Raw genomic sequence first — 26,161 nt, 5'->3', positions numbered from 1 at the left:
GGGCGCCGGACCGGTCGGAAAGGGGTGCATAGCGCCCCCCAGCGTCATCGCAGGCTGGCTACCGTCTCAGGCTGCCAGCCGCCACCCAAAGCCTTGTAGATCGCGACGATGCCGCGATACAACTCGACTTCGCCCTGGGCCTGGGCATCTTCCGCGCTGAGCCGCTCGCGCTCGGCATCCAGCAGTACCAGATAATCCACGGTGCCTTCGCGATAGCGGATCGAAGCCAGGTCGGCGGCCTTGCGGCTGGCATCGCTCTGGCGCATCAAGGCCTGCAAACGCTGTTGGGTCTTGCCGTAATCACTGAACGCATTGGATGACTCTTCCAGCGCCAGCAGCACCTGCTGTTCGTAGGTAGCCAGTGCGCCTTCGGCGTCAGCCTTGGCGCCACGGATGCGCGCACGTACGCTGCCCAGGTCGAACGCTGCCCAGGTGATACTTGGGCCAAGCCCCCAGGCATTGGCGGCGGACGAGCCGATCTGCGAGCCACGCGCGGCGGTGAAGCCAAGGAAGCCACTCAGGCTTACCCGCGGGAACAGGTCGGCGGTCGCTACCCCAACGTTGGCGGTCGCCGCTGCCAACTGGCGCTCGGCGCTGCGAACATCCGGGCGCCGACGCAGCAGTTCAGCGGGGTCGCCGATCGGCAGTGCTTTGGCGATTGCCGGCAGCTGTTTAGGCGACAGATCAACGCTGAGCTGATCCGGGCGCTGGCCGAGCAGAGTGGCGATGCGGTTTTGTGCGCGTACCTGCTGTGCCTGCAGTTGCGGCACGGTGGCCTCGACTGCCGCCAGGCGGGCATCGGCGCGAACCACGTCGAGCTCGTTGCCGACGCCGGCATCGCGCAGGGTCTCGGTAATGCTGCGCGAGTCCTGCTGGGTCTTGAGGTTGGCCAAGGCGATTTTTTCGCGCAACTGCGCGCCACGCAGCTGGCCATAGGCATCGACCAGCTCGGCGATCATGCTCACCTGCAACTGCTGCAGGTCGGCCGCGGCGGCGGCCTCTTGCGCTTCGCTGGCTTCCAGTTGGCGCTGAATGCGGCCGAACAGGTCCAGCTCCCAGGCCATGTCCAGGCCCAGGTCATAGCGTTCGCTGTTGACCCGGCGCTCGGTCTGGCCCGGGATCTGGCCTTTGCCCAGATCACTGCTGGCACGGCTGCTCACCACCGGCAGGTTGTCGTTGTCGACATCCTCCCGGATCGAGCGCGCCGCCTTGAGCCGGGCGAAGGCCACGCGCAGGTCGCGGTTGCCTTGCAGCGAAGCCTGCACCAGCTGGTTCAGGGTCGGGTCGTCGAACTGCTGCCACCACACGCTTTCAAAGCGGCTACGGTCGAAGGCCTTGACCTGCAACTGGTTGCCCAGCTGCGCCGGCTCGGTGTTCGGCGCCTGGTAGTCCGGGCCCACCGCGCAGGCCGCCAGGGCCAGCGCCAACAGGCTCGGGGTCAGTGGTTTGAGGAGGTTCATGCGTGGTTCTCCAGCGGCTTGGCTTGCGCGGCCTTGCGGGCTTCGCGACGCTCGACATAACGGCGGATCAGGACGAAGAACACCGGGGTCAGGAACAGGCCGAACACGGTCACCCCGATCATCCCCGAGAACACTGCCACACCCATCGCATGGCGCATCTCGGCACCGGCGCCGGACGAGAACACCAGCGGCACCACGCCCATGATGAAGGCAATCGAAGTCATCAGGATCGGCCGCAGACGCAGGCGGCAGGCTTCCAATACTGCGGCCAGGGGATTGAGCCCTTCGGCTTGCTTGTCCTTGGCGAACTCGACGATGAGGATGGCGTTCTTGCACGCCAGGCCCACCAGCACGATCAGGCCGATCTGGGTGAAGATGTTGTTGTCACCGCCCGACATGATCACCCCGGTAATCGCCGACAGCAGCGTCATCGGTACGATCAGGATCACCGCCAGCGGCAGGCTCCAGCTTTCGTACTGCGCCGCCAGCACCAGGAACGCCAGCAGTACGCAGAGCGGGAACACCAGCAGTGCGGTGTTGCCAGACAGGATCTGCTGGTAGGTGAGGTCGGTCCACTCGTAAGTCATGCCGTTGGGCAACTCGGCCTTGAGCAGTCTTTCCATAGCCGCCTCGGCCTGGCCGGAGCTGTAGCCTGGGGCGGCGCCACCGTTGATTTCTGCGGTGATGTAGCCGTTGTAGTGCATCACCCGGTCTGGCCCCGAGGTGTCGCTGACCTTGAGGAAGGTCGCCAGCGGGATCATCTCGCCCAGATTGTTACGCACTTTCAGCTGACCGATCTGCTCGGCGTCGAGGCGGAACTGCTGTTCAGCCTGAACGTTGACCTGATAGGTGCGGCCGAAGCGGTTGAAGTCGTTGGTGTACAGCGAGCCCAGGTAGACCTGCAGGGTGTCGAAGATATCGTTGATCGCCACGCCGTGGGTCTTGGCCTTTTCCCGGTCGATATCGGCATCGACCTGCGGCACGTTGACCTGATAGCTGGTGAACAGCCCTGCCAGCTCGGGTACGTTGTGGCTCTTGGCAATGATGTTCTGGGTTTCTTCGTACAGCGCTTCGTAGCCGAGGTTGCCGCGGTCTTCGATCTGCAGGCGGAAGCCGCCAATGGTGCCCAGGCCCTGTACCGGCGGCGGTGGGAAGATCGCGATGTAGGCATCCTGAATATCAGCAAACTGCGCGTTCAACGCAGCCGCGATGGCCGCCGCCGACTGGCTCGGGTCGGTACGCTCTTCAAACGGCTTGAGCGGAGTGAAGACGATGCCGCTGTTGGGGCTGTTGGTGAAACCGTTGATCGACAGGCCTGGGAAGGCTACCGAGTCGGCCACACCGGGCTGCTTCAGGGCAATCTCGCTCATGCGCTTGATGACGGCTTCGGTGCGGTCGAGGCTGGCCGCATCGGGCAGTTGGGCGAAGGCGACCAGGTACTGTTTGTCCTGCGCCGGGACGAAGCCGGTCGGGGTCGAGGCAAAGCCCAGGTAGGTCAGCGCCATCAGCCCGGCATAGACGAACAGGGCGATGCCGCTGGAGCGGATGACCCGGCCCACGCCGGCCACGTAACGCAGGCTGGCACGCTCGAAGAAGCGGTTGAACGGGTTGAACAACCAGCGCCCGAAAATCCGGTCCAGGGCACGCGAGAAGCGATCCTTGGGCGCGCCGTGTTCTTGCAGCAATACCGCCGCCAGTGCTGGCGACAGGGTCAGCGAGTTGAAGGCCGAGATCACTGTCGAAATAGCGATGGTCAGGGCGAACTGCTTGTAGAACTGCCCGGTCAGCCCGGAGATGAACGCTGCCGGGATAAACACTGCGCACAGCACCAGTGCCGTAGCGATGATCGGCCCGGTCACTTCACTCATGGCCTTTTGCGTGGCTTCGAGTGGTTTCAGGCCCAGGCCGATATTACGTTCGACGTTTTCCACCACCACGATGGCGTCGTCGACCACGATGCCGATCGCCAGCACCAGGCCGAACAGCGACAGGGCGTTGAGCGAGAAGCCGAACAGATGCATCACGGCAAAGGTGCCGATCAGCGAGACCGGCACGGCCAGCAGCGGAATGATCGAGGCGCGCCAGGTCTGCAGGAACAGAATCACCACCAGCACGACCAGAATCAAAGCTTCGAACAGCGTGTGCACGACGGCTTCGATCGAGCCACGGACGAACACGGTCGGGTCATAGACGATGCTGAAGTCCATCCCTTCGGGGAAGTCCTTTTTCAGCTCGGTCATCTTCGCCCGGACTTCGTCGGAGATTTCGATGGCGTTGGAGCCAGGGCGCTGGAAGATCGGGATCGCCACCGCTGGCTGGTTGTTCAGCAGCGAGCGCAGGGCGTATTGGCTGGAGCCGAGTTCGACCCGGGCAATGTCCTTGAGGCGGGTGATTTCACCATCGGCACCGGCGCGGACGATGATGTTCTCGAACTCTTCCTCACTGACCAGGCGGCCCTGGGTGTTGACCGACAGCTGGAAGCTGGTCGAACCTGGCGCAGGTGGCGCACCGAGCTGGCCGGCAGCGACCTGACGGTTCTGCTCGCGAATCGCCGTGACCACATCGGTGGCGGTCAGGTTGCGCGAGGCAGTCTTGTTCGGATCGAGCCAGACCCGCAGCGAGTAGTCGCCCATGCCGAACAGCTGCACGTCACCGACGCCGCCCAGGCGGGCCAGCTCATCCTTGATGTTGAGGATGGCGTAGTTGGACAGGTAGAGCATGTCGTAGCGCTGATCCGGCGAGGTCAAGTGCACGACCATGGTCAGGTCGGGCGAAGCCTTGTCGACGGTGATACCAATGCGCGTGACTTCTTCGGGCAGCTTGGGCTGGGTCCGGGTGACGCGGTTCTGCACCTGTACCTGGGCGTTGTCTAGGTCAGTGCCCAGGGCGAAGGTGATGGTCAGGGTCAGCTTGCCGTCGGCGGTCGACTGCGAGGACATGTAGAGCATGTTCTCGACACCGGTAATGGCCTGTTCCAGTGGCGCGGCAACGGTGTCGCCGATGACTTTGGGGTTGGCCCCGGGGAAGTTGGCGCGTACCACGACCGTAGGCGGCACCACTTCGGGGTATTCGCTGATCGGCAGTTGGAACAGCGCAATCGAGCCCGCGATCAGCAGGATCAGCGACAGCACGGCGGCGAAGATCGGCCGGGTAATAAAGAATTTGGAGAAGTTCATCGGTGTCGTCCCTTAACCGCGCGGTGCCTGGGCACTGGCGACTTTCACACTGGGGCCGGCCACGCGCGGCGCCGGGTTGCTGGCTTCCAGCGCCTGACGCTGCTGGGCGAGGTTGGTCAGGGTCTGCTCACTGGCCATGGCGCTCTCTTCTGGAGTCACCTGCGAGCCTGGGCGCACCCGCTGCAGGCCCTTGACGACGATGCGCTCGTCCTTGTTCAAGCCGCTGCGGACGATGCGCAGGCCTTCAAGCTTGGGGCCCAGTTCAACGGCGCGGTAGGCAGCCTTGTTGTCCTGATCCATGACCAGCACGAACTTCTTGCCAAGGTCGGTGCCGACCGCTTCGTCGTTGATCAGCACTGCGTCGTACTTGGCGCTGCCGACCAGCTTCAGGCGGGCGTACAGGCCCGGGGTGAACTGGCCGTCAGTGTTGTCGAACACGGCGCGGCCGCGGATGGTGCCGGTGCGCGGATTGACCTGGTTGTCGACGAAGTTCATCTGGCCCAGGTGCGGGTTGCCGGTTTCATTGGTCAGGCCCAGGTACACCGGAGTGCTCTGGCCACGTTGGCCTTCACGCGCCAGCTGGGTGTACTTGAGGTACACGCGCTCGTCGGCGTCGAAATAGGCATAAACCTTGTCGGTGGACACCACCGAGGTCAGCGGGGTGATATCGGCGCTGACGATGTTGCCGGCGGTGAACTCGGCGCGGCTGACCCGGCCGCTGATCGGCGCGGTGACCCGGGTAAAGCTCAGGTTGAGGCGGGCCAGGTCCAGTTGTGCCTGGATCGCGGCAACCCCGGCGCGGGCTTCGGCGGCGGCGCTGCTGCGCGACTCGGCCAGCTCGGCGGAGATGGCGTTGCTGTCACGCAGACGCTCGCCGCGGCGGGCTTCGTTTTCGCTGCGCTGGGCGCTAGCGCGGGCTTGTTGCAGTTGTGCTTCGAGGCGGCGGACTTCGGCCTGGAACGGGCGCGGGTCGATCTGGAACAACAGGTCGCCCTTTTTCACCTGGGCGCCTTCGGTGAAGGCCACCTGATCGATCTGGCCCGATACCCGTGGGCGGACTTCGACGGTTTCTGGCGCTTCGAGGCGCCCGGTGAACTCGTCCCACTCGTTGATCGGTTGCTCGATCACCTTGGCCACGGTGACCTTCGGCGCGGTCGGAGCCTGCACGGCGTCTGGGGTACGGCCGCAGGCGCTGATCACCAGCACTGCCAGGGCAGCGAGGGGATAACGCAAGGGTTTGAGTGATTGTTCCATGGAGAAATCCGCCAATGTATATGGATAGTGGGGCGGATTCTGCGCGGCGCGCGGGTGGGGAACGAATCGAATGCGCCGAAGGTTATTATCATCCAGAATGATAAACCCACTGCCGCCATCGATACTGCGCATGGCCAGCATGCGGCGCTGAGGCGCGGATAGGCAAAATAACGTCTGGCCTTAGGCAAATGCTTGCCCGGCCAGCGGCGCTGCAGCAAGGGGCTGAGGTAAGGTAGCAGGGATAAATCAGAGCGCGCCGCCGACGGCGCCCCAGAGGTGCCTGTGGCTTCCTATACCTTGCGTCAGTTGAAGTATTTCGTCACCACGGTGGAGGCCGGCAGCGTTGCCGAGGCTTCGCGCCAGTTGTATATCGCCCAGCCGTCGATCTCTACCGCGATCAAGAACCTGGAAGAGAGTTTTGGCGTGCAGCTGTTTATCCGCCATCACGCCCAGGGCGTGTCGCTGACGCCCAGCGGCAAGCGTTTCTACGCCAAGACCAAGTCGCTGCTGCAGATGGCCCACGAGTTCGAGCAGAACGCACTGGCCGACAACGACACGGTGGCTGGGCAGATCGACATCGGTTGTTTTGAAACGGTGGCACCGCTGTATCTGCCGCGTTTGATCGCTGGGTTTCGCGAGCGTTATCCGGGGGTCGACATTCGCCTGCGCGACGGTGAACAGCAGGAGCTGATCCAGGGGCTGACTGCTGGCACCTTTGACCTGGCGTTTCTCTACGACCATGACCTGGATGGCACCATCGAGGCCGAGCCGTTGATGGCACCCCAGAAACCATACGTGTTGTTGCCGGAGAAGCACCGCTTTGCGGGTCAGGCGCAGGTGTCGTTACGCGATTTGTGCCCAGAACCGATGATCCTGCTCGACGTCGCGCCGAGCAGGACCTACTTCGTTAGCCTGTTCAATGAGTTGGGGCTGACGCCGAATATCGTATTCAGCTCGCCGTCGATCGAGATGGTGCGGGGGATGGTCGGGCAGGGGTTTGGTTTTTCGCTGCTGGTGACTCGGCCGCATTCCGAGTGCACCTACGATGGCCAGCGGCTGGTCACGGTCGACATTGCCGAGCCAGTCGAGCTGTCCGGGTTGGCCGCAGCGCACTTGAAACGGGTGCAGTTGACCAAGCCGGCGCAGTTGTTTGTCGAGTTTTGCCGTGAGCAGTTGGCCAGCCTTTAGGGTGTGGGGCCGCAACGCGGCCCCAGCAACTTCAGCTACGCCGCTCAGTCCGGCACCACCGCAATCACATCGATCTCCATCAGCCACTCAGCCTGCGCCAACCCGGCGACCACCAGCCCGGTGGAAATCGGGAACACGCCCTTGAGCCATTTGCCGACCTCCTGATACACCGGCTCGCGGAAGCGCGGATCGGTGATGTAGGTGGTGGTCTTGACGATGTGCGACATGTCCGAGCCGGCTTCTTCAAGCAGCTGCTTGACGTTCTTCATGGCCTGCTCGGCCTGGGCACGCGGGTCGCCCAGCCCGACCAGGCGGCCTTCGAAGTCGGTACCGACCTGGCCGCGCACATACACGGTGTTGCCGGCGCGCACCGCCTGGCACAGGTCATTGTCGAGCGACTGGTTAGGGTAGGTGACCTTGGTGTTGAACATCCGTACGCGGGTATGAGTAGGCATCAGTGGGCTCCGAGGGTGCTGACGTTGTGAGGTTGGGCGGCGGCATCGGCGTCGCGCTGATGACGGTCGCGGTAGGCCAGGTAAGTGCGTTGCGTGGCGATATGGCCGGCGACGTGCTTGGCGTCGTGCCACACCCCCCAGATAAACGACGAGCCGCGCCGCGACAGCCACGGCAGGCCGAGGAAGTACACCCCAGGCTCCTGCGACACGCCGCGTTGATGTACTGGCTTGCCGTTGCTGTCGAATGCATTGACCTGCAGCCAGCTGAAGTCGACGCCGTAGCCGGTGGCCCAGATGACGCTGGTGACGCCGGCCGCGATCAGGTCCAGCTGCAGGATCGGTTCGCTGATGCAGGCCGGGTCGGGCAGGCGTTTGCGGGCTTCGGGTTCTTCCGGCAGGTCCAGGCCGTTGCGCTCGATGTAGGCATCGGCGGCGTCGAGCAGGGCCAGGTAGTTTTCGTCGCCGCGGCGAATGTTGTCGGCCAGGTTGTTCTGGAAGGTGGCGACACCGTTGTCGAATGAATCGGTCAGGCCGACCAGGGTCATGCCTTGGTGGGCGAGGGCGCGGAAGTCCACCGTGTGGCCGCCACGGGCGCCGCTGACGGCGATGGTCACGTGCTCACGGCCAGGTTTGGCGATTTCTGCATCCCATTCGCCCAGTACCCCCAGCCACCAGCAGAAGTCGCGGTTGCGGTAGGCGCGCGGCGGGCGGTCGTGGGCGCCGACCGAGAGGTACACCTTGCGCCCGGCACGCATCAGCTCTTCGGCGATCTGTACGCCGGAAGAGCCCGCGCCTACTACCAGTACCGCGCCTTCAGGGAGCTGCTCAGGGTTGAAGTAGGCGGCAGAGTGGATCTGCTGCAGGCGTGGGTCCTGCGGGGCAATGGCGGGGATGACCGGGCGCTGGAACGGGCCGGTGGCAGCCACTACGCGGTTGGCGTGGATGGTGCCCTGATTGGTCTCGATGACAAAGCCTGGGCGGTCGGCATTGCGTACGACCTTCTTCACTTCAACGCCAGTGCGTACCGGCAGATTGAATTTACGTACATAGCGCTCGAAGTAATCGGCCACCTGCTCCTTGCCGGCGAAAGCGTCGGCGTCCAGGTCGAATTCCAGGCCGGGAAAACGGTCGTGCCAGACCGGGCCGTTGGCTACCAGCGAGTCCCAGCGACCGCTGCGCCAGGCCTCGGCGATGCGGTTGCGCTCCAGCACCAGATGCGGCACGCCGAGTTTGCTCAGGTGTTCGCTCATGGCGACCCCGGCCTGGCCGGCGCCGACGATCAGCGTGTCGATTTCGATGTTGTTCAATGTCATGTTCGAGCCCTTCTTGGAAGGCGATTTGATCAGGTCGGTGGGAGACCGCCTTTGCCTGGGGCCAGACTAGGGACTGCTCAATAGCGGCGAAAATACTATTTAGCTGGGGCTTGCCGATAAATTGGCGAAGGCCAGGTGCAGCAAGGGCTGCAGCGCGGTTTGGCAGTGCTGTCAGGGTGATTTTGTTGGCCGTGAGTTTTTTCCTGTGCAGGGGCAACAAAAAAGGTCGTTTCGTGGGCTGGGCGGGCTGTCCAGAATGCTCGGTATTGAGTGGCGGGCAGTTGTCTTCCGCCTGATTTTTGCCTGATACAGGAGCTGCACCATGACCTTTTCCATCATTGGCCGCTGCGCCGAAACCGGCCAGCTTGGTATCGCCATCAGTTCTTCCAGCATCGCGGTAGGCGCCCGCTGCCCATGGGTGCGCGCTGGGGTCGGTGCAGTTGCCAGCCAGAACATCACCCTGCCTGCCCTTGGCCCGCAGATTCTTGATGCGCTGGAGCAAGGCCAGCTACCCCCCGCCGCACTGGACCAGGTGTTGACGGCCAACGGCTGGAGTGAATACCGCCAGGTCACGGTGATCGACAGTCATGGCCAGGTCGCGCTGTTCTCTGGCAAGCAGGCCTTGGGCGTACACAATGCCGTGGCCGGTGAGCAGTGCGCGGCGGCGGGCAATCTGCTCGCTTCGCAGCAGGTGATCCAGGCCATGGTCGACGCCTTCGAGCAGGCCGGTGGGCACCTGGCGGATCGCTTGCTGGCCGCCATGCACGCCGCTGTCACGGCAGGTGGCGAGGCCGGGCCGATCCATTCGGCGGCGTTGAAGATTGCCGGTGAGCTGACCTGGCCGCTGGTTGATCTGCGTGTGGACTGGGCCGAGCACGACCCGATTGGCCAGCTCGATGGTCTCTGGCAAGCCTACCGGCCGCAGATGAACGACTACGTGACCCGCGCACTCGATCCGACCCGTGCACCGAGTTACGGAGTGGCGGGCGATGAATGAGCTGAGCAGCCAACAGCTGTTGGGGCGGCTGATCGGCTTTGCCACGGTCAGCCGTGATTCGAACCTGCAACTGATCGGCTTCATTCGTGATTACCTGGCTCAGCTGGGGGTAGCGAGTGAGCTGTTTTTCAACGCCGAGGGCACCAAGGCCAATCTGTTCGCCAGCATCGGCCCGACCGATCGCGGCGGCGTGGTGCTGTCGGGGCATACCGACGTAGTGCCGGTCGATGGCCAGGCGTGGAGCGTCGACCCGTTTGTCATGACCGAACGCGATGGCCGCTTGTATGGTCGCGGCACGGCGGACATGAAGGGGTTTATCGCCTCGGTACTGGCGGCGGTCCCGGCGTTTCTCGCGCAGCCGCTGCACACGCCGGTGCATCTGGCATTTTCCTATGACGAGGAAGTCGGCTGCCTGGGCGTGCGGTCGATGCTCGACGCCTTGGCCCAGCGGCCGCACAAACCGCGTTTGTGCCTGATTGGTGAGCCGACCGAGCTGAAACCGGTGCTTGGCCATAAGGGCAAGCTGGCGATGCGTTGCCAGGTGCATGGCGCGGCCTGTCATTCGGCCTATGCACCTTACGGGGTGAATGCCATCGAGTATGCGGCACGGATGATCGGCAAGTTGGGCGAGATTGGGCAGGCGTTGGCCGAGGATCAGGATGCGCGTTTCGATCCGCCGTTTTCGACGGTGCAGACGGGAGTCATCAAAGGTGGCCGGGCATTGAATATCGTGCCTGAGGAATGTGAGTTCGACTTTGAAGTGCGGGCGTTGCCGGGGTTTGCTGCAGAGGCTGTGGCGGATCAGTTGCAGGCCTACGCCGAGGTCGAGTTGCTGCCGCGGATGCGGGCGGTGAGTGCCGCGAGTGATATTCGGCTGTGGCCTTTGAGTGCGTATCCTGGGTTGGCTACGGCGGCTGATAGCGAGGCTGCGCGGTTGGTGGCGTTGCTCAGTGGGTCGAGTGAGTTTGGCACGGTGGCGTTTGGGACTGAGGGAGGGTTGTTTGATCAGGCGGGGATAGCGACGGTGGTATGTGGGCCAGGGAGCATGGAGCAGGGGCATCGGCCGGATGAGTTTGTCAGTGTGGCGCAGTTGCTGGGATGTGATGCGATGTTGTTGCGGTTGGTGGATTATTTGCGGGGCTGATGATTGCGCTGCTTTGAGTGGCGCCAGCTTGCCTTGGCATATCCGTCTGGTGGTGGGCCGTGCTGTGCGCTTCTGCTGTACCGGTGGCTCACTGTTTGACGGCCCGAGGCCATGTGTCAGCTCTGTAAACCGTTAGATAGTGCGTTCAAACGTAAGGCATTTCTCTCGCTGCTGTAGGACGCATCCTGTTCGCTTTTGGCGGGGAAAAATACCGGTGAGAAGCTGCTAGTTTCCCTGGCTCAACCAGCACAGGGCGTTTGCAGATGCGCGTGATAATTGACGGTAAAGGTCAAGCTGTCGATGGCGATGATACGGCAACGGGTACAGTGCGCTTGCCCGCCCGGTACCAACCGAGTTGTAGCGCCACCTGATTGTCCCACCCTGGCGGGAGACAAGGTCTTCGCGCGTGGTCGGCCCAGGCGCGCAGAGCTTTGGTCAGCCTGTGCACTTCGTTGATAGCCGGCCGTATATCAATGAGCCGGGCTTTCATGTTGTCCAGCGCAACATGTCCTTCCCGCAGGTGCTGCTGCACTTGGCCGAGCAGGACAGTACCTTGGCGATCTCGCGCCTGCAGATACTCAACCCGACCTTCAAGGACGGCTTCAAGGCCGGAGAGATTTTCGTCATCGGTAACCCCGACATCGGCGACGCCTGCACCCGCGAAGAAGCTCAACTGATGGCCGCCGCACAGCAGGCCCGTGACTCGTTGGCGCTGCTCGACTACGACGAAGCCGAATTCATGATGGAGCATCAGGCTGAAATTGCAGGCCTGCTGACAGGCGCCAGCCAGTCCATGGTTAGGCGCCCCTATATGTGGCTTGGTGCTCGTAGGTGCTGGCTCATTGGCCGGCGGCATGCTAGGTGTAATGGTTGGAGAAGTAGTAGGCGAGTCACTTTATGAGCAATATTATGATTGAGTTCAGCAGTTGGCCGCCGATGCTTCGCATAGTTATATTGGTGTGCCCTACAATGATTGTTCTATCAGGCTTGGCGTTAAGCTTTTATATTGCATGCAGTCGAGACTTCTTCATCGCGCTGTCTGCTATCAAAAGTAGTCCGTGGCTTGAGCAGCAAAAGAATTACATGGGCGTTTCAAGTGTGCGCTCGCGCTGGATGCTTGTTTGCAATATGTGCGGTTTGTTGCTTCTGCCAGGTCCGCACATTCGAAGAGGGTTACTAAGCATTGATGAGCTGCGTGCGTTTCCGGTCGGATTGAAAAAAAGGATGTTGACGTCTTTGTGGCTGACTATTGTTGGATGCGTCTGGATACTGATCGTCGTTGCAATAATCAAGATAGAGCAGTATTGAATGTTCCGGCTTACTGCAGGTGGCGGCTGTTGGCAGGCGCCAGCCAGTCAGCTCCGTATATATGTAGCTTTGGCGTCTATGGGCGGCTCGCTTGGGGCATCGCCTTGGCAGTGGGCGGCTCCGTCGTGGGGGGCGGCTGGGAGTGGAGCCGGCGAGACTTTTGGAGAGGTCATGTACGAATGGACTACGCCTTGATTCCTGCCCCCAGATCCTGGTCAACAGTGTGGCAAATGGTAGTAGTGCTAGGCCCTCTCGCGATAATGGTTATCGGTATGTTTATGGTCATTTCATAGCTTGGGGCGCGACCTTGAACGCATGCTAGGCGCTTTGCAGAGTAGTGTATGGCATCGAGATGCAGAAGCGGGCGTGGGGTAAAGGGAGATTTTTTCCTCGCTGGCTATTGTTTGGCACTATTAGCGGAATTCTCGCCATGCCGGGAATTCATCTAAAGCGAGGTGAGCTTGACGAGCAGCAACTGGATAGTTTTCCGAGAACACTGAGGCGACGGGTTTTTATAGCGAACGCAATGATGTATGGCGCAGCTTTGATTGTGCTATGTGTGGTCGGCCTGTATAACCTGCATAAATAGTGATGTGCGGGCGTGGCGAGATCGGCTAGCTCTGCGCTGCTAGGGGTTCCCTTGCTCCGGTATTGCCTCTGAATCGCTGGAGGATCAAGATCAAGATCAAAAGCACGCCTCGCTGCGCTGGCTCACATCAACAGCGGGGCTGCCTTGCAGCCCTTCGCGGGCAAGCCCGCTCCCACAGGGTCCGCGTTGCCTGAGAGTGGCTTGGTCAGTATTGATAGAGGTTGCCGGGGCGACGGACTTAAGGGATTAATGCTGACCTGAAAGTATCGCGAACTCTGTGGGAGCGGGCTTGCCCGCGAAGGGCCGCGCAGCGGGCCCAGCAATCTCAAAACAGAGAAAAATTCAGAAAAATGCAGAGACCTTGAAAGGGACGGCCCGTAAAGGCGAAAGGGACAGCATTGGCCAACACCAGGAAAGGATAAGCCAACAACCGCAAACCCCACACAGCCCACCAAGCCAGCCCCAATCAGAAGCTGGCCTTGACCTGCAATCCCACCACCAGCGCATTATCGATATCAGTCCCGGAAAACGCTCCAGGCTCGATGATGTACTGCACGTCCGGCCGCAGATTCAGCCAGGGCGTGGCCTGATATCCATAGCTCAGCTCGATCAACTGCTCAGCACTGTCGATATTCGGGAACTCGCGATCACTGCCAGCAGCGGCATCCTCCAGCACATCCCGACTACGTGGATTCGGCACTGCTCGGCCATAGCCTAACGACAAGGTGTCCCGCGGGCGGCCTGCAAACGGCTGGTACAGCACCACGCCCGTGCCATACCACTTGGTAAACGGCGATGCCGCCTTGCTCGACGCCGAGTATTGACCAAACGCATGCAGGCTACGGCCGGCCAGGGCGGGGTCATTCCATACCGCCTGATCAATCAACAGGTAGTGCCCACCTCGGCCAGCCACTTCGTCATCACTGCCAATGCGTTTGACGTTGGAGCTGTCGTAGTAGTAACCCAGCTTGTACTCACCCGGCAGTTCGCCTCGCAGTTTGTACACCAGCTCCACCGGCACCACCGTGCCTGTGGTGTGCTTGGGGCCCAGCTTCCAGGCACGGCTGGAATTGCCGTTGCTTTCGGGATCAACGTTGAACGCCGCCACGCGCACTTGCCAGGCTGGCGAAAGGTCATATTTGACCCGCGCACCGAGCCGCGCATTGGGGTAGTTGGTCCAGCCACTGCCGCCGGACATGTTCAGCGGATGGCCGCAGAAACCGGCGTTCATGAAGTTGCACAGGATGCCGCTGTCGAGGCCGCCGAGGTCGTTGCCCATGGCCATGTAGCCGAGCTTGATGTTCAGCGCGGGAGTGAAGTTGCGTTCGTAGCTGAGCTCAGTCAGGCGTGTGTACAGGCCGCCGAAGTTTTCCTGGATCGGCAGGCGGTTGCCTACCAGTTCCTCCGAGGCGCTGTGGCCGCGGCGGTCGTTAATGCTCAGTTGGACCTTGCCGGCGTTATCCACCCCATACAAGCGGGACAAGTCGAACTGCACGCCCAGCTTGATGTTCTGCGAATAGCGCGCCGAGCGGTGCAGGCCGCCATCAGCGTTGTAGGCGGTCTCGCCGCTGTAGTCGGCGCTGAACTTGACGCCATCGTCTTCAAGTTGATGGCGCAAACCGCCCCAGTCACCACTGAGGGTGCTGCGCTGGAGCAGATCGGCTTCGGCCATGGCGCCGTTGCTGGCCAGTACCAGCAGCAGGCTGGCGGTGATGCGGGTAGGGGTAAAACGGAACACGGAGGACATTGCGCAGCTTTCCTGGGAATCGCGAGGTGGTGATAAATAGCGCCGCTGAAAGCATGAGGCCGCTCCTGCAAAGGGTGTGCAGGAGCGGCCTCGTGCCGCACGGGAGTGACGCGCGTTATGGCAAGGCGTAGGCCATTACATAATCGCCACGGTCGGTCGACTGGCGGGCACCGCCAGCGGTGACGACCACGTATTGCTTGCCGGTCTTGGGCGAGACGTAGGTCATCGGGCCACCCTGGCTACCGACGGGCAGGCGGGCTTTCCAGACCTCTTCACCGTTGCCGCTGTTGAAAGCGCGCAGGTAGAAGTCCTGGGTGCCGGCGATGAACACCAGGCCGCCTTGGGTCGACAAGGTGCCACCCAGCGTCGGCAGGCCAACCTTGATCGGCAGATGCATGCGGATGCCGAGCGGGCCGGTGTCTTCAACGGTGCCGACCGGCACTTGCCAGGCGACCTGGCGGGTCTTCATGTCGATCGCGGTCAGGGTGCCGAATGGTGGCGCCTGGCACGGGATGCCGGCAATCGACAGGAAGCGGTTCTTGTTCACCGCGTACGGCGTGCCTTTCAGCGGTACCGCGCCCATGCCGGTGTTTAGCGCTTCGCCACCACCGGCGGCTTTGCCCTGGTTCTGCGACGGGATCATCTGGACCCACAGCCCCAGGCGCATGTCGTTGACGAAGATGAAGCCATGCACCGGATCGGTGGAGATGCTGCCCCAGTTCATGCCGCCCAGCGAGCCCGGGAAGCTCAGCGACAGGTCGGTGCCTGGCGCGGTATAGAGGCCGTCGTAGCGCATCTTCTTGAAGTCGATGCGGCACAGCAGTTGGTCATACGGGGTTGCGCCCCACATGTCCGATTCGGTCAGGGTCTGCGCGCCGATCTGCGGCATGCCGACTGACTTCGGTTGGGTCGGCGAGTACGGTTCGTTGGGGATGTTGCCTGGCTTGACCGGCACTTCGTCGACCTGGGTCAGCGGTTTGCCAGTGGCACGGTCGAGCACGTAGATCTGCCCGGCCTTGGTGCCGATCACCACCGCAGGGACGGTCTGGCCGTCGTCCTTGGTGAAGTCGATCAGGCTCGGCTGCATCGGCAGGTCGAAGTCCCACAGGTCGTTGTGGACGGTCTGGTAGACCCACTTCTCGTTACCGGTGGTAGCGTCCAGCGCCAGTACCGATGCGCCGTAGGTGTGGTCGAGCTTGCTGCGTTCTACACCATAGATGTCGGTGGACGACGAACCCATCGGCAGGAACACGGTGTTCATTGCCGGGTCGTAGGACATCGGCGCCCAGCTGTTCGGCGTGCTGCGCACGTAGGTGCTGCCGTCAGTCGGGGCGTTACGGTCTTCAGGGTTGCCTGGGTCGAAGGCCCAGCGCATTTGCCCGGTGATCACGTCAAAACCACGGATCACGCCACCTGGCATGTCGGTCTGGACGTTGTCGGCAACACGCCCGCCAACCACCACGGTGGTGCCGGCCATCAGCGGTGCCGAGGACAGCTGATAGTACGAATCCGGGACATCACCCAGGCCCGCCATCAGGTTGACCTGGCCGTTGTTGCCAAAGCCTTGGCAGAACTCGCCGGTATCCGCGTCGACTGCAATCAAGCGACCGTCGATGGTGTTGGTCAGCAGGCGGCGCTGGCAGTTGGCGCCAGGGGCAACCGTGGCTGCAACGACCGGCGAGCTGTTCGGCTGGGAGGGCTGGGCCAGCGGCGCGCTAGCGTCGAAGTAGGCCATGCCACGGCAACGCTGCCAGACTTTCGACTGGGCGTTGATGGTGTTTTTCCACAGCTCCTTGCCGGTGTCGGCGTCGAGTGCGATCAGGTTGTTGTGCGGGGTGCAGATGAACACCTTGTTGCCGACCTGCAATGGGGTCAGCTGGTCTTCGGCACCGTTGCCGTCGCTGAGGGCGACATCACCGGTGTGGTAGGTCCAGGCGACCTGCAGCTTGTCGACGTTGCCACGGTTGATCTGGTCGAGGGCGGCGAAGCGGCTGCCACCTTCGGTATTGCCGTAGTGAGCCCAGTCTTTCTGCGCTTGCGCAGGTTCGACGGCGGTCAACCCCGGGCCTTTGCCAGTTGGGGCAACGCTTGGGTGGGCGACGAACATGTTGCCGGCCGCGACCACGACTGCTACCGCCATGACGCCAGCGACGGCGTAGGCGCCGCGGCCAGTGGCGGTGCCGTTGGCGCGGGCCAGCAGCGGGTACACCAGCGCGACTACGGTGCCGATCACGGCAAACATGAACAGGCGCGAGAACAGCGGCCAGAACACCAGGCCGGTGTCGAGCACTGCCCACAGCGCGGTGCCGAGCAGGAACGCGGCATACAGCCAGGCGCCGGCGACCTTGCGGCGGGCGATGAGGATACCGGCGATGGCCATGGCCAGGCCGCCGATCAGGAAGTACCAGGAGCCGCCCAGACCGGCCAGCTTGATGCCGCCGGCAGCCAGCAGCAGGCCGAGCAGGGCGATGATCACGCCCAGGCCAACCAGAATGATTTTCGAGGCGCCTGAGGCGCGCGGTGAGTCGTTCATGCCAAGGATCTCGCAGGTGGAATACGCGGAGTTTAAGCCCTTAGCAAGCTAATTAACAAGTTGGTACATTTGCCCTTGAGGCCTATTGTCGCAGGGCTGAGCTTGCCAAGATGCCTCGAAAAGCTTAGATCAAGTCGCCAACTTCAGCTTAAAAACGGCAAAATCAATAATGTGAAAATTTCGCGAAAAAGCTTGATCTGGCTTTGTCGAGGTAGATTTTTGCGTCTGCCCGCTGCGGTCAAGCTGGCGGACTGGTCAGGTAAGGCTGGCCGTGATTGCACCCAGGCTCCATTTGGAGCAAGGTTGGCCGATTTGGCGGACATCAACTGCGATGGACAAGCTGCTGGCAATCAAGGCCTTCATGGCAACCGTCGACGCGCGCGGCTTTTCGGCTGCAGCGCGTAACCTTGGGGTCGCCACCTCTTCAGTGACGCGCCTGGTCGATGCCCTGGAGGCTGAACTGGGCGCCGCCTTGCTCAACCGCTCCACCCGGCAAGTCAGCCTGACCGAGGCGGGCGCCAGTTATTACCAGCGCTGCCGCGAGGTGCGCGAGGCATTGGCCGAGGCCGATGCCAATGTCGGCGACCGTGGCGAGGAGCCCGTCGGGGTGCTGCGTTTGTGCCTGCCCGTCGAGTTCGGCCGGCGGGTGATAGCGCCGCATCTGGGGCGCTTTCTCGCCGCGCATCCGGGGCTTGAGCTGGACATCGACCTGAGTGATCGCTTCGATGACCTGCTCGAGGGTCGCTACGATGTGAGTATTCGCCTGGGCGAGGCCGCGCCCAACGACGAACTGATCTGCCGTCCGCTCGGACGCTTTCAGCGCTGGCTGGTGGCAAGCCCCGCGTACCTCGCCGGGCACGCGCCGCTGGAGCATCCACGAGGACTCAATGAACACGCCTGCCTGCGTTTTCGCTATGGGCAGTCCGCACGGCCCTGGCGCCTGTCACGTGACGAGCAGACGCTGGAGCTGGATATCAGCGGGCCGCTGCGCAGCAGTAACGCCGATGTGCTGCGCGAAGCTGCACTGAGTGGCGCCGGCATTGCCTTGCTGGCCGACTGGCTGGTGCGCGAAGACTTCGCCGCCGGGCGTTTGCTGCGGCTGTTGCCTGATTGGCAGATCAGCCCCGGCTCCGCCAGCAACGCGATCAATGCCCTGTACCTGCCCAACCACCGCGGCTCACGCCGGGTACAGGCGTTTGTCGGCTTTTGCGAGGCACTGCTGGGCGAGTGAGGGCAGGGCGTTGCGCTACGCGCAAAGACCCCTTGCGCAGCCGCTGGATTCTCTTGCCCTGCACCGCTGGGTAACGTGCACAGCATCTTCCCTGATCATCCACCGAGGCACCTGCACATGAGCCCATCCATCGCTGCCAGCCAGCCCTCCACCGCAGGCCTGAGTCGGGCCCTGGTAACCCTGTTGGCGTTTTGCTGTGGCGCGATCGTCGCCAATATCTACTACGCCCAGCCGATTGTCGGCCTGATTGCGCCAGACCTTGGCCTGTCAGCCGAGCACGCCAGCCTGATCGTGTCGCTGACCCAGCTCGGCTACGCGCTCGGTCTGCTGTTACTGGTGCCTCTGGCAGACCTGGTGGAAAACCGCCGGCTGATGGTTGCTACCGCAGTGCTGGCTTGCATCAGCCTCGTCCTGGCGGGCACCAGCAGCAATGGCCAGGGTGGCTTGTTTCTTGGCTATGCCTTGTTGATCGGCTTCAGCTCGGTGTCGGTGCAGATGCTCATTCCTCTGGCAGCGCACCTTGCCCCTGAGCAACAGCGTGGGCGCGTGGTCGGCAATATCATGGGTGGCCTGTTGCTGGGGATACTGCTGGCACGGCCACTGGCGAGCGTGGTTGCTGACCACTTCGGCTGGCGCACAGTGTTTGTCGGCGCCGCCGGGATCATGCTGGCGATCATCCTGTTGCTGGCGCTGACCTTGCCGCGGCGGGTGCCCGAGCACAAAGCCAGCTATGCGCAACTGATGGCCTCTTTGGCAGGGCTGTTGCGCCGCTACCCGGTACTGCGTCAGCGCTCGCTGTATCAGGCGTTGATGTTCGCCGCGTTCAGCCTGTACTGGACGGCGGTGCCGATGGCATTGAGCGGGGAGCATGGCCTGTCGCAGAGCCAGATCGCAGTGTTCGCTCTGGTGGGCGCAGTCGGCGCAGTCGCTGCGCCATTGGCGGGGCGGCTGGCTGATGCCGGGCATGCCCGCCGCGGCTCGCTGCTGGCATTGGTGCTGGCGCCACTGGCGCTGTTGCTGGGCCTTAGCGCGCCGGGGTTCAGCGTGATCGGCCTGGCGCTAAGCGGGGTACTGCTGGACTTCGCCGTGCAGATGAACATGGTGATCGGCCAGCGTGAGGTGTATGCGCTGGACCCGGCCAGCCGCGGCCGATTGAATGCGCTGTACATGACCAGCATCTTCGTCGGCGGCGCAGCGGGCTCGGCGCTGGCCAGCCCACTGTATGAGCAGCTCGGCTGGCATGGCGTAGCGCTGGTGGGCGCCACATTGCCACTGCTGGCGCTGGGCATATTCGTGCTGCGTAGCCGGCGCGGTTGAAGGCGCCGCTTCAATGACTGCAGAGCGAGCGGACTCAGCTCAGGCGATCATTGCGGCGCACCAAACAAGCCGGTCCAGTAGATCCCGGCATCGCTCTTGGGGTCCACGGCGTAGGCCGCGCCCAGTTCGCTGAAATCCGGGTTCATCAGGGTTGCGCAATGGCCTGGGCTGGCCAGCCAGCCATCGATGACCTTGCGCGGAGTGTCCAGCCCGGCCGCGATGTTTTCGCCGACCAGCCGATAGGAGTAGCCGGCCAGTTCGGCGCGGTCACCCGGAGTGCGGCCATCACGGTCGATGTGATCGAAGAAGTTCTGATTGGCCATCGCCCGGGTATGGTCGGCAGCAACGCCGGCCAAGGTGGCGTTCCAGCTGAGCGGCGCGGCGGCGGCGAACGGCTGGCCACCGCATTGGCGGGGCAGCTGGCGCGCTGCATTGATCTCCTGCAGCAGCTTCTGGCCTTCGGCCTGCCAGTCACCGAGGCGACCACTGAGCAGCGGCCGAGCCAGCACGATGCGCCAGTCGCGGCCTTCCTGGCTGACGCCTATATCGACGAACTGCGGGTCGAGCACCACCTGGCAGAAGCTTTCGGCGATGGCCTTCATCGCCGCCGGCGCATCGCGCGGCCCGGACAGGCTGATCGCCTGCACGTTGACCATCGGGTAAGCCGCGCGGGACATTGCCTGCTGCAGGTCGCGGGTGCCTTCCGGCGACAGCGCCAGGCGGGTATCGCTGCTCAACGGCGGCAGCTCCAGCGAACCTTCGCCGGCGCAGCTCTGCGGCTGGCTGCGGTAGGCGTTGATCGACGCGATCAGTTGCCCTTCCTCGCTGGTGAACGCCTGGGCGCCACAAGACACACCCAGGCCCAGCGTCAGCACGGTAAGACAGGCAACGGATGACAGGACGCGCATGTGTATCTCCCTATCTGGCAGCGCGAGACTCGGCGCTGCTCATCCTACACAAGCATCTGGCTTTTGGCCCTGCGTCGTGCGGTGCAATTGAACGGCCGATTGTCGAACATTATCGGCAAAAGAGGGAGTAGACCTTTCTTGCTGAAGAAAGTGCGGTACTTGCTGGGAATTATTTGCATTCTCAGCAGGCCGCTGGCCGTTACTGTCCGCAGGCCAACAGCAGTGCAACAGTTTGCCCGTCGCCATTCACTGCCAATAAGGTCAAACCCAGCAAAATCAGGGCGTTGAAACCAGGCACAAGTCCTGCAATAGCCCTTGCACACCCCTTGGGCCCGTGCAGGAGCATCCTTGAATAACTCCATCCTCCCCCTGACCTTGCTCAGTGCAGCATTGATGCTGGTCGGCTGCGAACGCACCGAGCAGGTCAACGCCCATGGCGATCAGCCGGTCCACGGCGGCACACTGGTGTACGCCACCGACCGCGAACCAACCTGCCTTGACCCGCACGTCGCCGGGGACATGCCGCAGGTATTCGTTGCTCAGCAATACCTCGACTCGCTGGTGTCGATGGACAGCCAAGGGCGCATCGGCCCGTGGCTGGCCACGCACTGGCAGGTCGCCGCGGATGGCCTCAGCTACACCTTCCAGCTACGCCGCGATGTGCGCTTTACCGATGGCACGCCGTTCAATGCCGAGGCGGTCAAGGCCAACCTCGATCACATGGCCAACCCCAAGACCCAGTCGAGTACCGCCGGTGGCTATATCCGCCAGTATCGTGGCACCGATGTGATCGACGAGTACACCGCTGTGGTCCACCTGGCAACGCCCTATGCAGCGTTTCTCGAAGTGCTGGCGCAGGGCTTTCTCGGTATTCAGTCGCCTACCGCGCTCAAGCGCAGCCGTGACGTCAACTGCGAAAGCCCGGTCGGCAGCGGGCCGTTCAAGGTGGCGCGCTGGGACCGGCAGAACCAGGTCGAGCTGGTGCGCAACCCGGACTACAACTGGGCGCCGCCAACCGCCCAGCACCAGGGCCCGGCTTACCTGGAACGGATCGTGTGGAAGTTCATCCAGGAGCCGTCGGTACGCTTTGCCTCGCTGCAGGCAGGCGAAGTCGATGTGATCGAAACCCTGCCGCCCGAATCCCACGAGGCCGCGCGGCGCAACCCGGATGTCGAGCTGATCGTCGCCCAACGCCCGGGTAACCCCACCAACGGCACTTTCAACCTGCGTCGCGCCCCGTTCGATGACATCCGCGTGCGCGAAGCCTTTGTGCGCAGCGCCGATATCGAGGGCGCGCTGAAGAGCGTTTATTTCGGTGAATTCCCCCGCGCCGGCGGCCCGCTGAGCATGGCCACGCCGTTCTACAGTGCCGATTTCGAGCACAGCCAGGACTTCCAGCCGGCCCGCGCCGGCAAGCTGCTCGATGACGCTGGCTGGACCAGCCGCGATGCCGAGGGCTACCGCAGCAAAGACGGCAAGCGCCTGCGCGCAACGGTGTTGATCGGGGCACGCACACCGCCGTCGGAGCTGACCTTGTGGGAGCAGGTCCAGGCCACCACCCGCGAGGCCGGGATAGAGCTGGTGCTGGAGCAGATGAGCGATGTGCAGGTCACGGCCCGGCAGGCCGCCTGGGACTACGACATCCGCATTGGTTACTGGAACACCAACACCCCGGACGTGCTGCGGATCATCTTCAGCTCGGCCTTCGTCCAGCCGGCCGGGGTCGGTGGCTACCACCAGAATTCCTCAGGCTACGCCGATCCCGGCTTCGACAGCCTGCTTGATCAGGCCCTGGCCACGCAGCAGCCGGAGCAGCGCCGCGCGCTGTATCAGCAGGCCCAGGCGCAAGCCGCCGGGCAATACCTGCAGCTCACCACCTATCCGCAAAGCACCCGCCTGGGCATCTACAAGACCGCCCGAGGCGTGCGCCTGGAGCCGTCGTTGGCGGTCACTTACCTGTATGACGCCTGGGTGATCAAATGAGCAGTGCAACTGAACTGGCAATAGCCGACCCGCGCCGCGAGCGCCTGGCCGCACTCGGCCGCCGCGCCGTAATCCGCCTTGGTGGCGGGTTGCTGGTGCTGTGGGCCGTGGCGACGCTTACGTTTTTTGCCTTGCGTCTGATGCCGGGCGATCCGGTGCTGGCGATTCTCGGTGGTCCCAGCGGCAACCCCAGTCCGGAAACCATCGAAGCCACGCGCATCGAGTTCGGTCTGGATAAACCGCTGGCCGTGCAATACCTGCTGTACCTGGGCCGCCTGCTGCAAGGCGACCTTGGCCTGTCCTACTCGCAGCACCTGCCGGTGACGCGGGTGCTGGCCGAGCAGGGCGGTGCGACGCTTGAGCTGACCATCGCCGCGTTGTTGCTGGCCTGGGTGCTGGTGTTGTTGCTGACGGTGATCACCGCCGGGCGCGGTCGTCTGATCGGCGGGCTGGCCTCGCTGGCGGAAACCCTCAGCGCCGCCTTGCCGCACTTCTGGCTTGGCGTGGTGCTGCTGGCGGTATTTGCCTTTGGCCTGCGCTGGTTCCCGCCGGCGGGCAGCGACAGCCTGGCCAGTTTGGTATTGCCGGCATTTTCTCTGGCCATTCCGCTGGCGGGTTTCATTGCCCAGGTGACCCGCGAGTCGCTCGAGCTGACCCTGGAACAACCGTTCATTCTCACCGCCCGCAGCCGTGGCTTGAGTGACCTGGCCGTGCGCTTCCGGCATGCCTTGCGCCACGCCTTGTTGCCCGGGGTTTCGCTGTCGGGTTGGGCCATTGGCGCGCTGATCAGCGGCGCGGTGGTGTGCGAAGTGATCTTTTCCCGCAAGGGCATCGGCCGCCAGCTGTATCAGGCGGTGCAGGCCCAGGACATGCCGCTGGTGATCGGCATCAGCCTGGTAGTTGCCGCGGGCTATGTGCTGGCCAACATTCTGGTGGACCTGCTCTACCAGTGGATCGACCCCCGCCAACAGGAGGCCACGCCATGAGCGACCTGATACTTGACCGTGTGCAGGCGCCGCTGCGCCGTCAGCGCCGGATCAACCTGCCGCCAGTCGGCGCAAGCCTGGCCCTGCTGTTTCTGGCCGCGTTACTGCTGGCTGCGCTGTTTCCCCAGCTATTTACCCACGTCGACCCACTGGCAATCGTGCCGCGCGATGCGTTCCAGGCGCCGAGCTGGGCGCACTGGCTGGGCACTGATCAATCCGGACGCGACATCTTTGCGCGAATCATTCACGGCGCCCGCCAGAGCCTGCTGATCGGCGTCGCCGCCACGGCGTTGTCGATGACCATCGCAATCAGCCTGGGCTTGCTTGGCGGCCTCGGTGGTGCGCGGGTCGACCGCGCTGTCGGCTGGCTGCTGGAGGTGCTGTTTGCCTTCCCCAGCTTGATCCTGGCGTTGCTGTTCGTGGCGGTGTTCGGCAGCGGCGTCGGCACGCTGATCGTTGCCACCGGCCTGGGGGGTGCGCCCGGTTACGCGCGCATGGTGCGCGGCCAGGTGCTGGCGGTGCGCAACGCCGGCTACATCGAAGCGGCGCGCGCGCTTGGCCATCCCACCTCGCGGATTGTGCTGCGCCAACTGCTGCCCAACGCCATGCGCCCACTGGTGGTGACCATGACCATGGGCGTCGGCCAGGCCATTGTCTGGGCCTCGGCGCTGAGTTTTCTAGGCCTAGGCGCCCGGCCGCCGGCACCGGAGTGGGGGACCATGCTGTCGATGGGCCGCGACTTCATCGCCAGCGCCTGGTGGCTGACGTTCTTCCCTGGGCTGTTCATCGTTCTTACCACCCTGACCACGACGGTCACGGGGCGCTTCATTCAACAACGCCTGGAGGGCCGCCAAGCATGAGTGACAAGACCTTGATCGTCGACGGCCTGACGGTGTCGTTCGCCGGCCAGAGTGTGGTCCGCGACCTGAGCTTTACCCTGGCGCCCGGGCGTTGCGTGGCCTTGGTCGGCGAGTCCGGCTCGGGCAAGAGCGTCAGCGCCCGGAGCCTGGTCGGCCTGACCGGCACGGGCGCCGAGGTGTCGGCGCGTCAATTGCGCTTTGCCGACCACGACCTGCTTGATCTTAGCGAGCGTCAGTGGCGGCAGGTGCGCGGCAAAGACATCGGCTTTGTCTTGCAGGATGCGCTGGTCTCGCTCGACCCGTTGCGACCGGTCGGCAAAGAGATCCTTGAAGTGTTGCAGACCCATGGCTACGGCGACCGCCAGCAGCGTGCGGCGCGGGTGCATGAACTGCTTGAGCTGGTCGGCGTGCCGGACCCTGCACTACGCGCCCGCCAGCGCCCCGGACAGCTGTCGGGAGGCTTGCGTCAGCGCGCCCTGATCGCCAGCGCGCTGGCCATGCAGCCGGCGCTGGTGATCGCCGACGAGCCAACCACCGCGCTGGATGCCACGGTGCAGGCGCAGATTCTGCAGGTGTTTCAGCAGATCAAGGCGCGCGGTGCGTCGCTGCTGATCATCAGTCACGATCTGGCCGTGGTTGCCCAGTTGGCTGACGAGGTGCTGGTGCTGCGCCATGGCGAAGTGGTCGAGCAGGGGCCGATGCAGCAGGTGCTGCGCGAGCCTCGACATGCCTACACCAAGGCGTTGCTGGCGGCGGTGCCAGCCGAGCATCCGCGGGGCACCCGGCTGTCGCCGCAACACGTGGCCAGCACGCCCAGGCTGGTCAACCGTGGCCTGGGCGAGGTCCTGCTCGAAGGCCGTGACCTGGGCAAGCGCTACACCGGCCCGGACGGGCTGGCGCGGCAAGTGGTGCAGGGTGTCAGCTTCACCCTGCACGCCGGCCGCACGCTAGGCATCGTTGGTGAGTCCGGCTCGGGCAAAACCACCGTGGCGCGCCTGGCGCTGGGCCTGCTGACGCCAGACCAGGGCCAGGTGCTCTATCGCGGCAAACCCTGGAACCTGCCCGACGATGCCATCGCCGAGGCCAGCCGGCGGCCGCTGCGCCGCGAAATCAGCGTGATCTATCAAGACCCGCTCGGTTCGTTCGACCCGCGCTGGACGGTTGCGCAGATTTTGGATGATGCCTTGCAGGTCGCCGGCGTCGAGGCGCCAGCACGGCCGGCGCGGATTACCGTGCTGCTCAATCAGGTGCGCCTTGCCGCGGACCTGGCCCAGCGCCGGCCGTTGCAGCTGTCGGGCGGCCAGCGTCAGCGCGTGGCGATCGCCCGCGCCATCGCAAGCGAGCCGAAGCTGATCATCTGCGACGAGCCGGTGTCGGCGCTGGACGTTTCGGTGCAGGCGCAGGTGCTGGATCTGCTCGCTGATCTGCAGGACGAACTGGGCCTGGCCTACCTGTTTATCTCCCACGACCTGGGGGTGATCCGCCATGTCAGCGACGACGTGCTGGTGATGCGTCACGGCCAGGTCGTCGAGCATGCACCGGTCGAGCAGCTGTTCCGGCAGCCGGCCCATAAATACACCCAGCGTCTGCTTGGCTCAGTACCGCGCCTGCCCGGCGCGGGCACTGAATTGGTCGTACCGCCGCTCGACCTCGAGCATGAGGCCTTCGACCTGTTCGACGAAGCAAGACTGTGGAAAATTGCCATCTAAGGA

At 63.5% G+C, this 26,161-nt stretch carries 18 protein-coding genes and 1 pseudogene; 11 read left to right on the top strand and 8 right to left on the bottom strand.

What is annotated here, in order from left to right; all coding sequences use genetic code 11:
* Window positions 1–44: 44 nt before the first annotated feature.
* Genes ACIOAU_RS06565 through mexE form a run of 3 tightly spaced genes read right to left on the bottom strand, consistent with a single transcriptional unit; the run spans window position 45 to window position 5,890 of the window.
* Window positions 45–1,460 carry an efflux transporter outer membrane subunit gene (locus tag ACIOAU_RS06565; protein ID WP_401180784.1) on the bottom strand — a complete coding sequence of 472 codons (1,416 nt, stop codon included), beginning with the start codon at window positions 1,458–1,460 and terminating at the stop codon, window positions 45–47.
* On the bottom strand, window positions 1,457–4,636 hold the full coding sequence (locus tag ACIOAU_RS06560) for an efflux RND transporter permease subunit (protein ID WP_101318731.1): 3,180 nt from the start codon (window positions 4,634–4,636) through the stop codon (window positions 1,457–1,459). The genes ACIOAU_RS06565 and ACIOAU_RS06560 overlap by 4 nt, the downstream gene beginning before the upstream one ends.
* A gap of 12 nt (window positions 4,637–4,648) precedes the next feature.
* The gene (mexE, locus tag ACIOAU_RS06555; protein WP_401180779.1) at window positions 4,649–5,890 is read right to left on the bottom strand and encodes a multidrug efflux RND transporter periplasmic adaptor subunit MexE; all 1,242 of its coding nucleotides are present in this window, start codon (window positions 5,888–5,890) and stop codon (window positions 4,649–4,651) included.
* Between the two features lie 282 nt (window positions 5,891–6,172).
* On the opposite strand from mexE, the gene ACIOAU_RS06550 reads away from it, so the two are divergent.
* Complete coding sequence (locus ACIOAU_RS06550; protein WP_101318735.1) at window positions 6,173–7,078, top strand: LysR family transcriptional regulator; 906 nt, start codon at window positions 6,173–6,175, stop codon at window positions 7,076–7,078.
* A gap of 44 nt (window positions 7,079–7,122) precedes the next feature.
* Here ACIOAU_RS06550 and ACIOAU_RS06545 read toward each other — a convergent pair whose 3' ends face one another.
* Window positions 7,123–7,533 carry a RidA family protein gene (locus ACIOAU_RS06545; protein ID WP_101318737.1) on the bottom strand — a complete coding sequence of 137 codons (411 nt, stop codon included), beginning with the start codon at window positions 7,531–7,533 and terminating at the stop codon, window positions 7,123–7,125.
* The gene (locus ACIOAU_RS06540; protein WP_401180776.1) at window positions 7,533–8,846 is read right to left on the bottom strand and encodes a flavin-containing monooxygenase; all 1,314 of its coding nucleotides are present in this window, start codon (window positions 8,844–8,846) and stop codon (window positions 7,533–7,535) included. Before ACIOAU_RS06540 ends, ACIOAU_RS06545 begins: the two co-directional genes overlap by 1 nt.
* A 322-nt stretch (window positions 8,847–9,168) precedes the next feature.
* On the opposite strand from ACIOAU_RS06540, the gene ACIOAU_RS06535 reads away from it, so the two are divergent.
* From ACIOAU_RS06535 to ACIOAU_RS06520, 4 genes and pseudogenes are all read left to right on the top strand, one after another.
* Window positions 9,169–9,843: a DUF1028 domain-containing protein gene (locus ACIOAU_RS06535; RefSeq protein WP_401180773.1), complete on the top strand. Its 675-nt coding sequence runs from the start codon at window positions 9,169–9,171 to the stop codon at window positions 9,841–9,843.
* On the top strand, window positions 9,836–10,987 hold the full coding sequence (argE, locus tag ACIOAU_RS06530; RefSeq protein ID WP_401180770.1) for an acetylornithine deacetylase: 1,152 nt from the start codon (window positions 9,836–9,838) through the stop codon (window positions 10,985–10,987). Before ACIOAU_RS06535 ends, argE begins: the two co-directional genes overlap by 8 nt.
* 300 nt (window positions 10,988–11,287) lie before the next feature.
* Window positions 11,288–11,783: pseudogene (locus tag ACIOAU_RS06525) on the top strand (PAAR domain-containing protein); the annotation flags it as partial.
* 101 nt (window positions 11,784–11,884) lie between these two features.
* Entirely contained in the window at window positions 11,885–12,295 is a 411-nt protein-coding gene (locus ACIOAU_RS06520) for a hypothetical protein (protein WP_401180767.1), read from the top strand.
* A gap of 1,055 nt (window positions 12,296–13,350) precedes the next feature.
* Here ACIOAU_RS06520 and ACIOAU_RS06515 read toward each other — a convergent pair.
* Together ACIOAU_RS06515 and ACIOAU_RS06510 are read right to left on the bottom strand one after the other, a co-directional pair.
* Window positions 13,351–14,631, bottom strand: a complete 1,281-nt coding sequence (locus ACIOAU_RS06515; RefSeq protein ID WP_150569485.1) for a carbohydrate porin — start codon at window positions 14,629–14,631, stop codon at window positions 13,351–13,353.
* 115 nt (window positions 14,632–14,746) lie between these two features.
* Complete coding sequence (locus tag ACIOAU_RS06510) at window positions 14,747–17,164, bottom strand: glucose/quinate/shikimate family membrane-bound PQQ-dependent dehydrogenase (RefSeq protein WP_101318749.1); 2,418 nt, start codon at window positions 17,162–17,164, stop codon at window positions 14,747–14,749.
* A gap of 331 nt (window positions 17,165–17,495) precedes the next feature.
* On the opposite strand from ACIOAU_RS06510, the gene ACIOAU_RS06505 reads away from it, so the two are divergent.
* Entirely contained in the window at window positions 17,496–18,395 is a 900-nt protein-coding gene (locus tag ACIOAU_RS06505; protein WP_188035781.1) for a LysR family transcriptional regulator, read from the top strand.
* A gap of 117 nt (window positions 18,396–18,512) precedes the next feature.
* Window positions 18,513–19,712: an MFS transporter gene (locus ACIOAU_RS06500; protein ID WP_220633457.1), complete on the top strand. Its 1,200-nt coding sequence runs from the start codon at window positions 18,513–18,515 to the stop codon at window positions 19,710–19,712.
* Window positions 19,713–19,759: 47 nt separating this feature from the next.
* On the opposite strand, the gene ACIOAU_RS06495 is transcribed toward ACIOAU_RS06500, so the two are convergent.
* Window positions 19,760–20,620, bottom strand: coding sequence for a CAP domain-containing protein (locus ACIOAU_RS06495; RefSeq protein WP_101318755.1), 861 nt, complete (start codon window positions 20,618–20,620; stop codon window positions 19,760–19,762).
* A 393-nt stretch (window positions 20,621–21,013) separates the two neighbouring features.
* Here ACIOAU_RS06495 and ACIOAU_RS06490 point away from each other — a divergent pair, with 393 nt between their 5' ends.
* From ACIOAU_RS06490 to ACIOAU_RS06475, 4 genes are read left to right on the top strand one after another with little or no spacing between them, the layout of a single operon-like run.
* Window positions 21,014–22,603, top strand: coding sequence for an ABC transporter substrate-binding protein (locus tag ACIOAU_RS06490; protein ID WP_401181111.1), 1,590 nt, complete (start codon window positions 21,014–21,016; stop codon window positions 22,601–22,603).
* Window positions 22,600–23,589: an ABC transporter permease gene (locus ACIOAU_RS06485; RefSeq protein ID WP_150569481.1), complete on the top strand. Its 990-nt coding sequence runs from the start codon at window positions 22,600–22,602 to the stop codon at window positions 23,587–23,589. Before ACIOAU_RS06490 ends, ACIOAU_RS06485 begins: the two co-directional genes overlap by 4 nt.
* The gene (locus tag ACIOAU_RS06480) at window positions 23,586–24,449 is read left to right on the top strand and encodes an ABC transporter permease (protein ID WP_401180761.1); all 864 of its coding nucleotides are present in this window, start codon (window positions 23,586–23,588) and stop codon (window positions 24,447–24,449) included. The genes ACIOAU_RS06485 and ACIOAU_RS06480 overlap by 4 nt, the downstream gene beginning before the upstream one ends.
* A complete protein-coding gene (locus tag ACIOAU_RS06475) occupies window positions 24,446–26,158 on the top strand; it encodes a dipeptide ABC transporter ATP-binding protein (protein WP_401180758.1) in 1,713 nt (570 codons plus the stop codon). The genes ACIOAU_RS06480 and ACIOAU_RS06475 overlap by 4 nt, the downstream gene beginning before the upstream one ends.
* Window positions 26,159–26,161 lie beyond the last annotated feature (3 nt).

Source organism: Pseudomonas sp. NPDC088322 (assembly GCF_044740745.1).
In the GTDB taxonomy this organism is placed as follows: domain Bacteria; phylum Pseudomonadota; class Gammaproteobacteria; order Pseudomonadales; family Pseudomonadaceae; genus Aquipseudomonas; species Aquipseudomonas shirazensis.
This window is presented reverse-complemented; position numbering and strand designations above follow the sequence as displayed.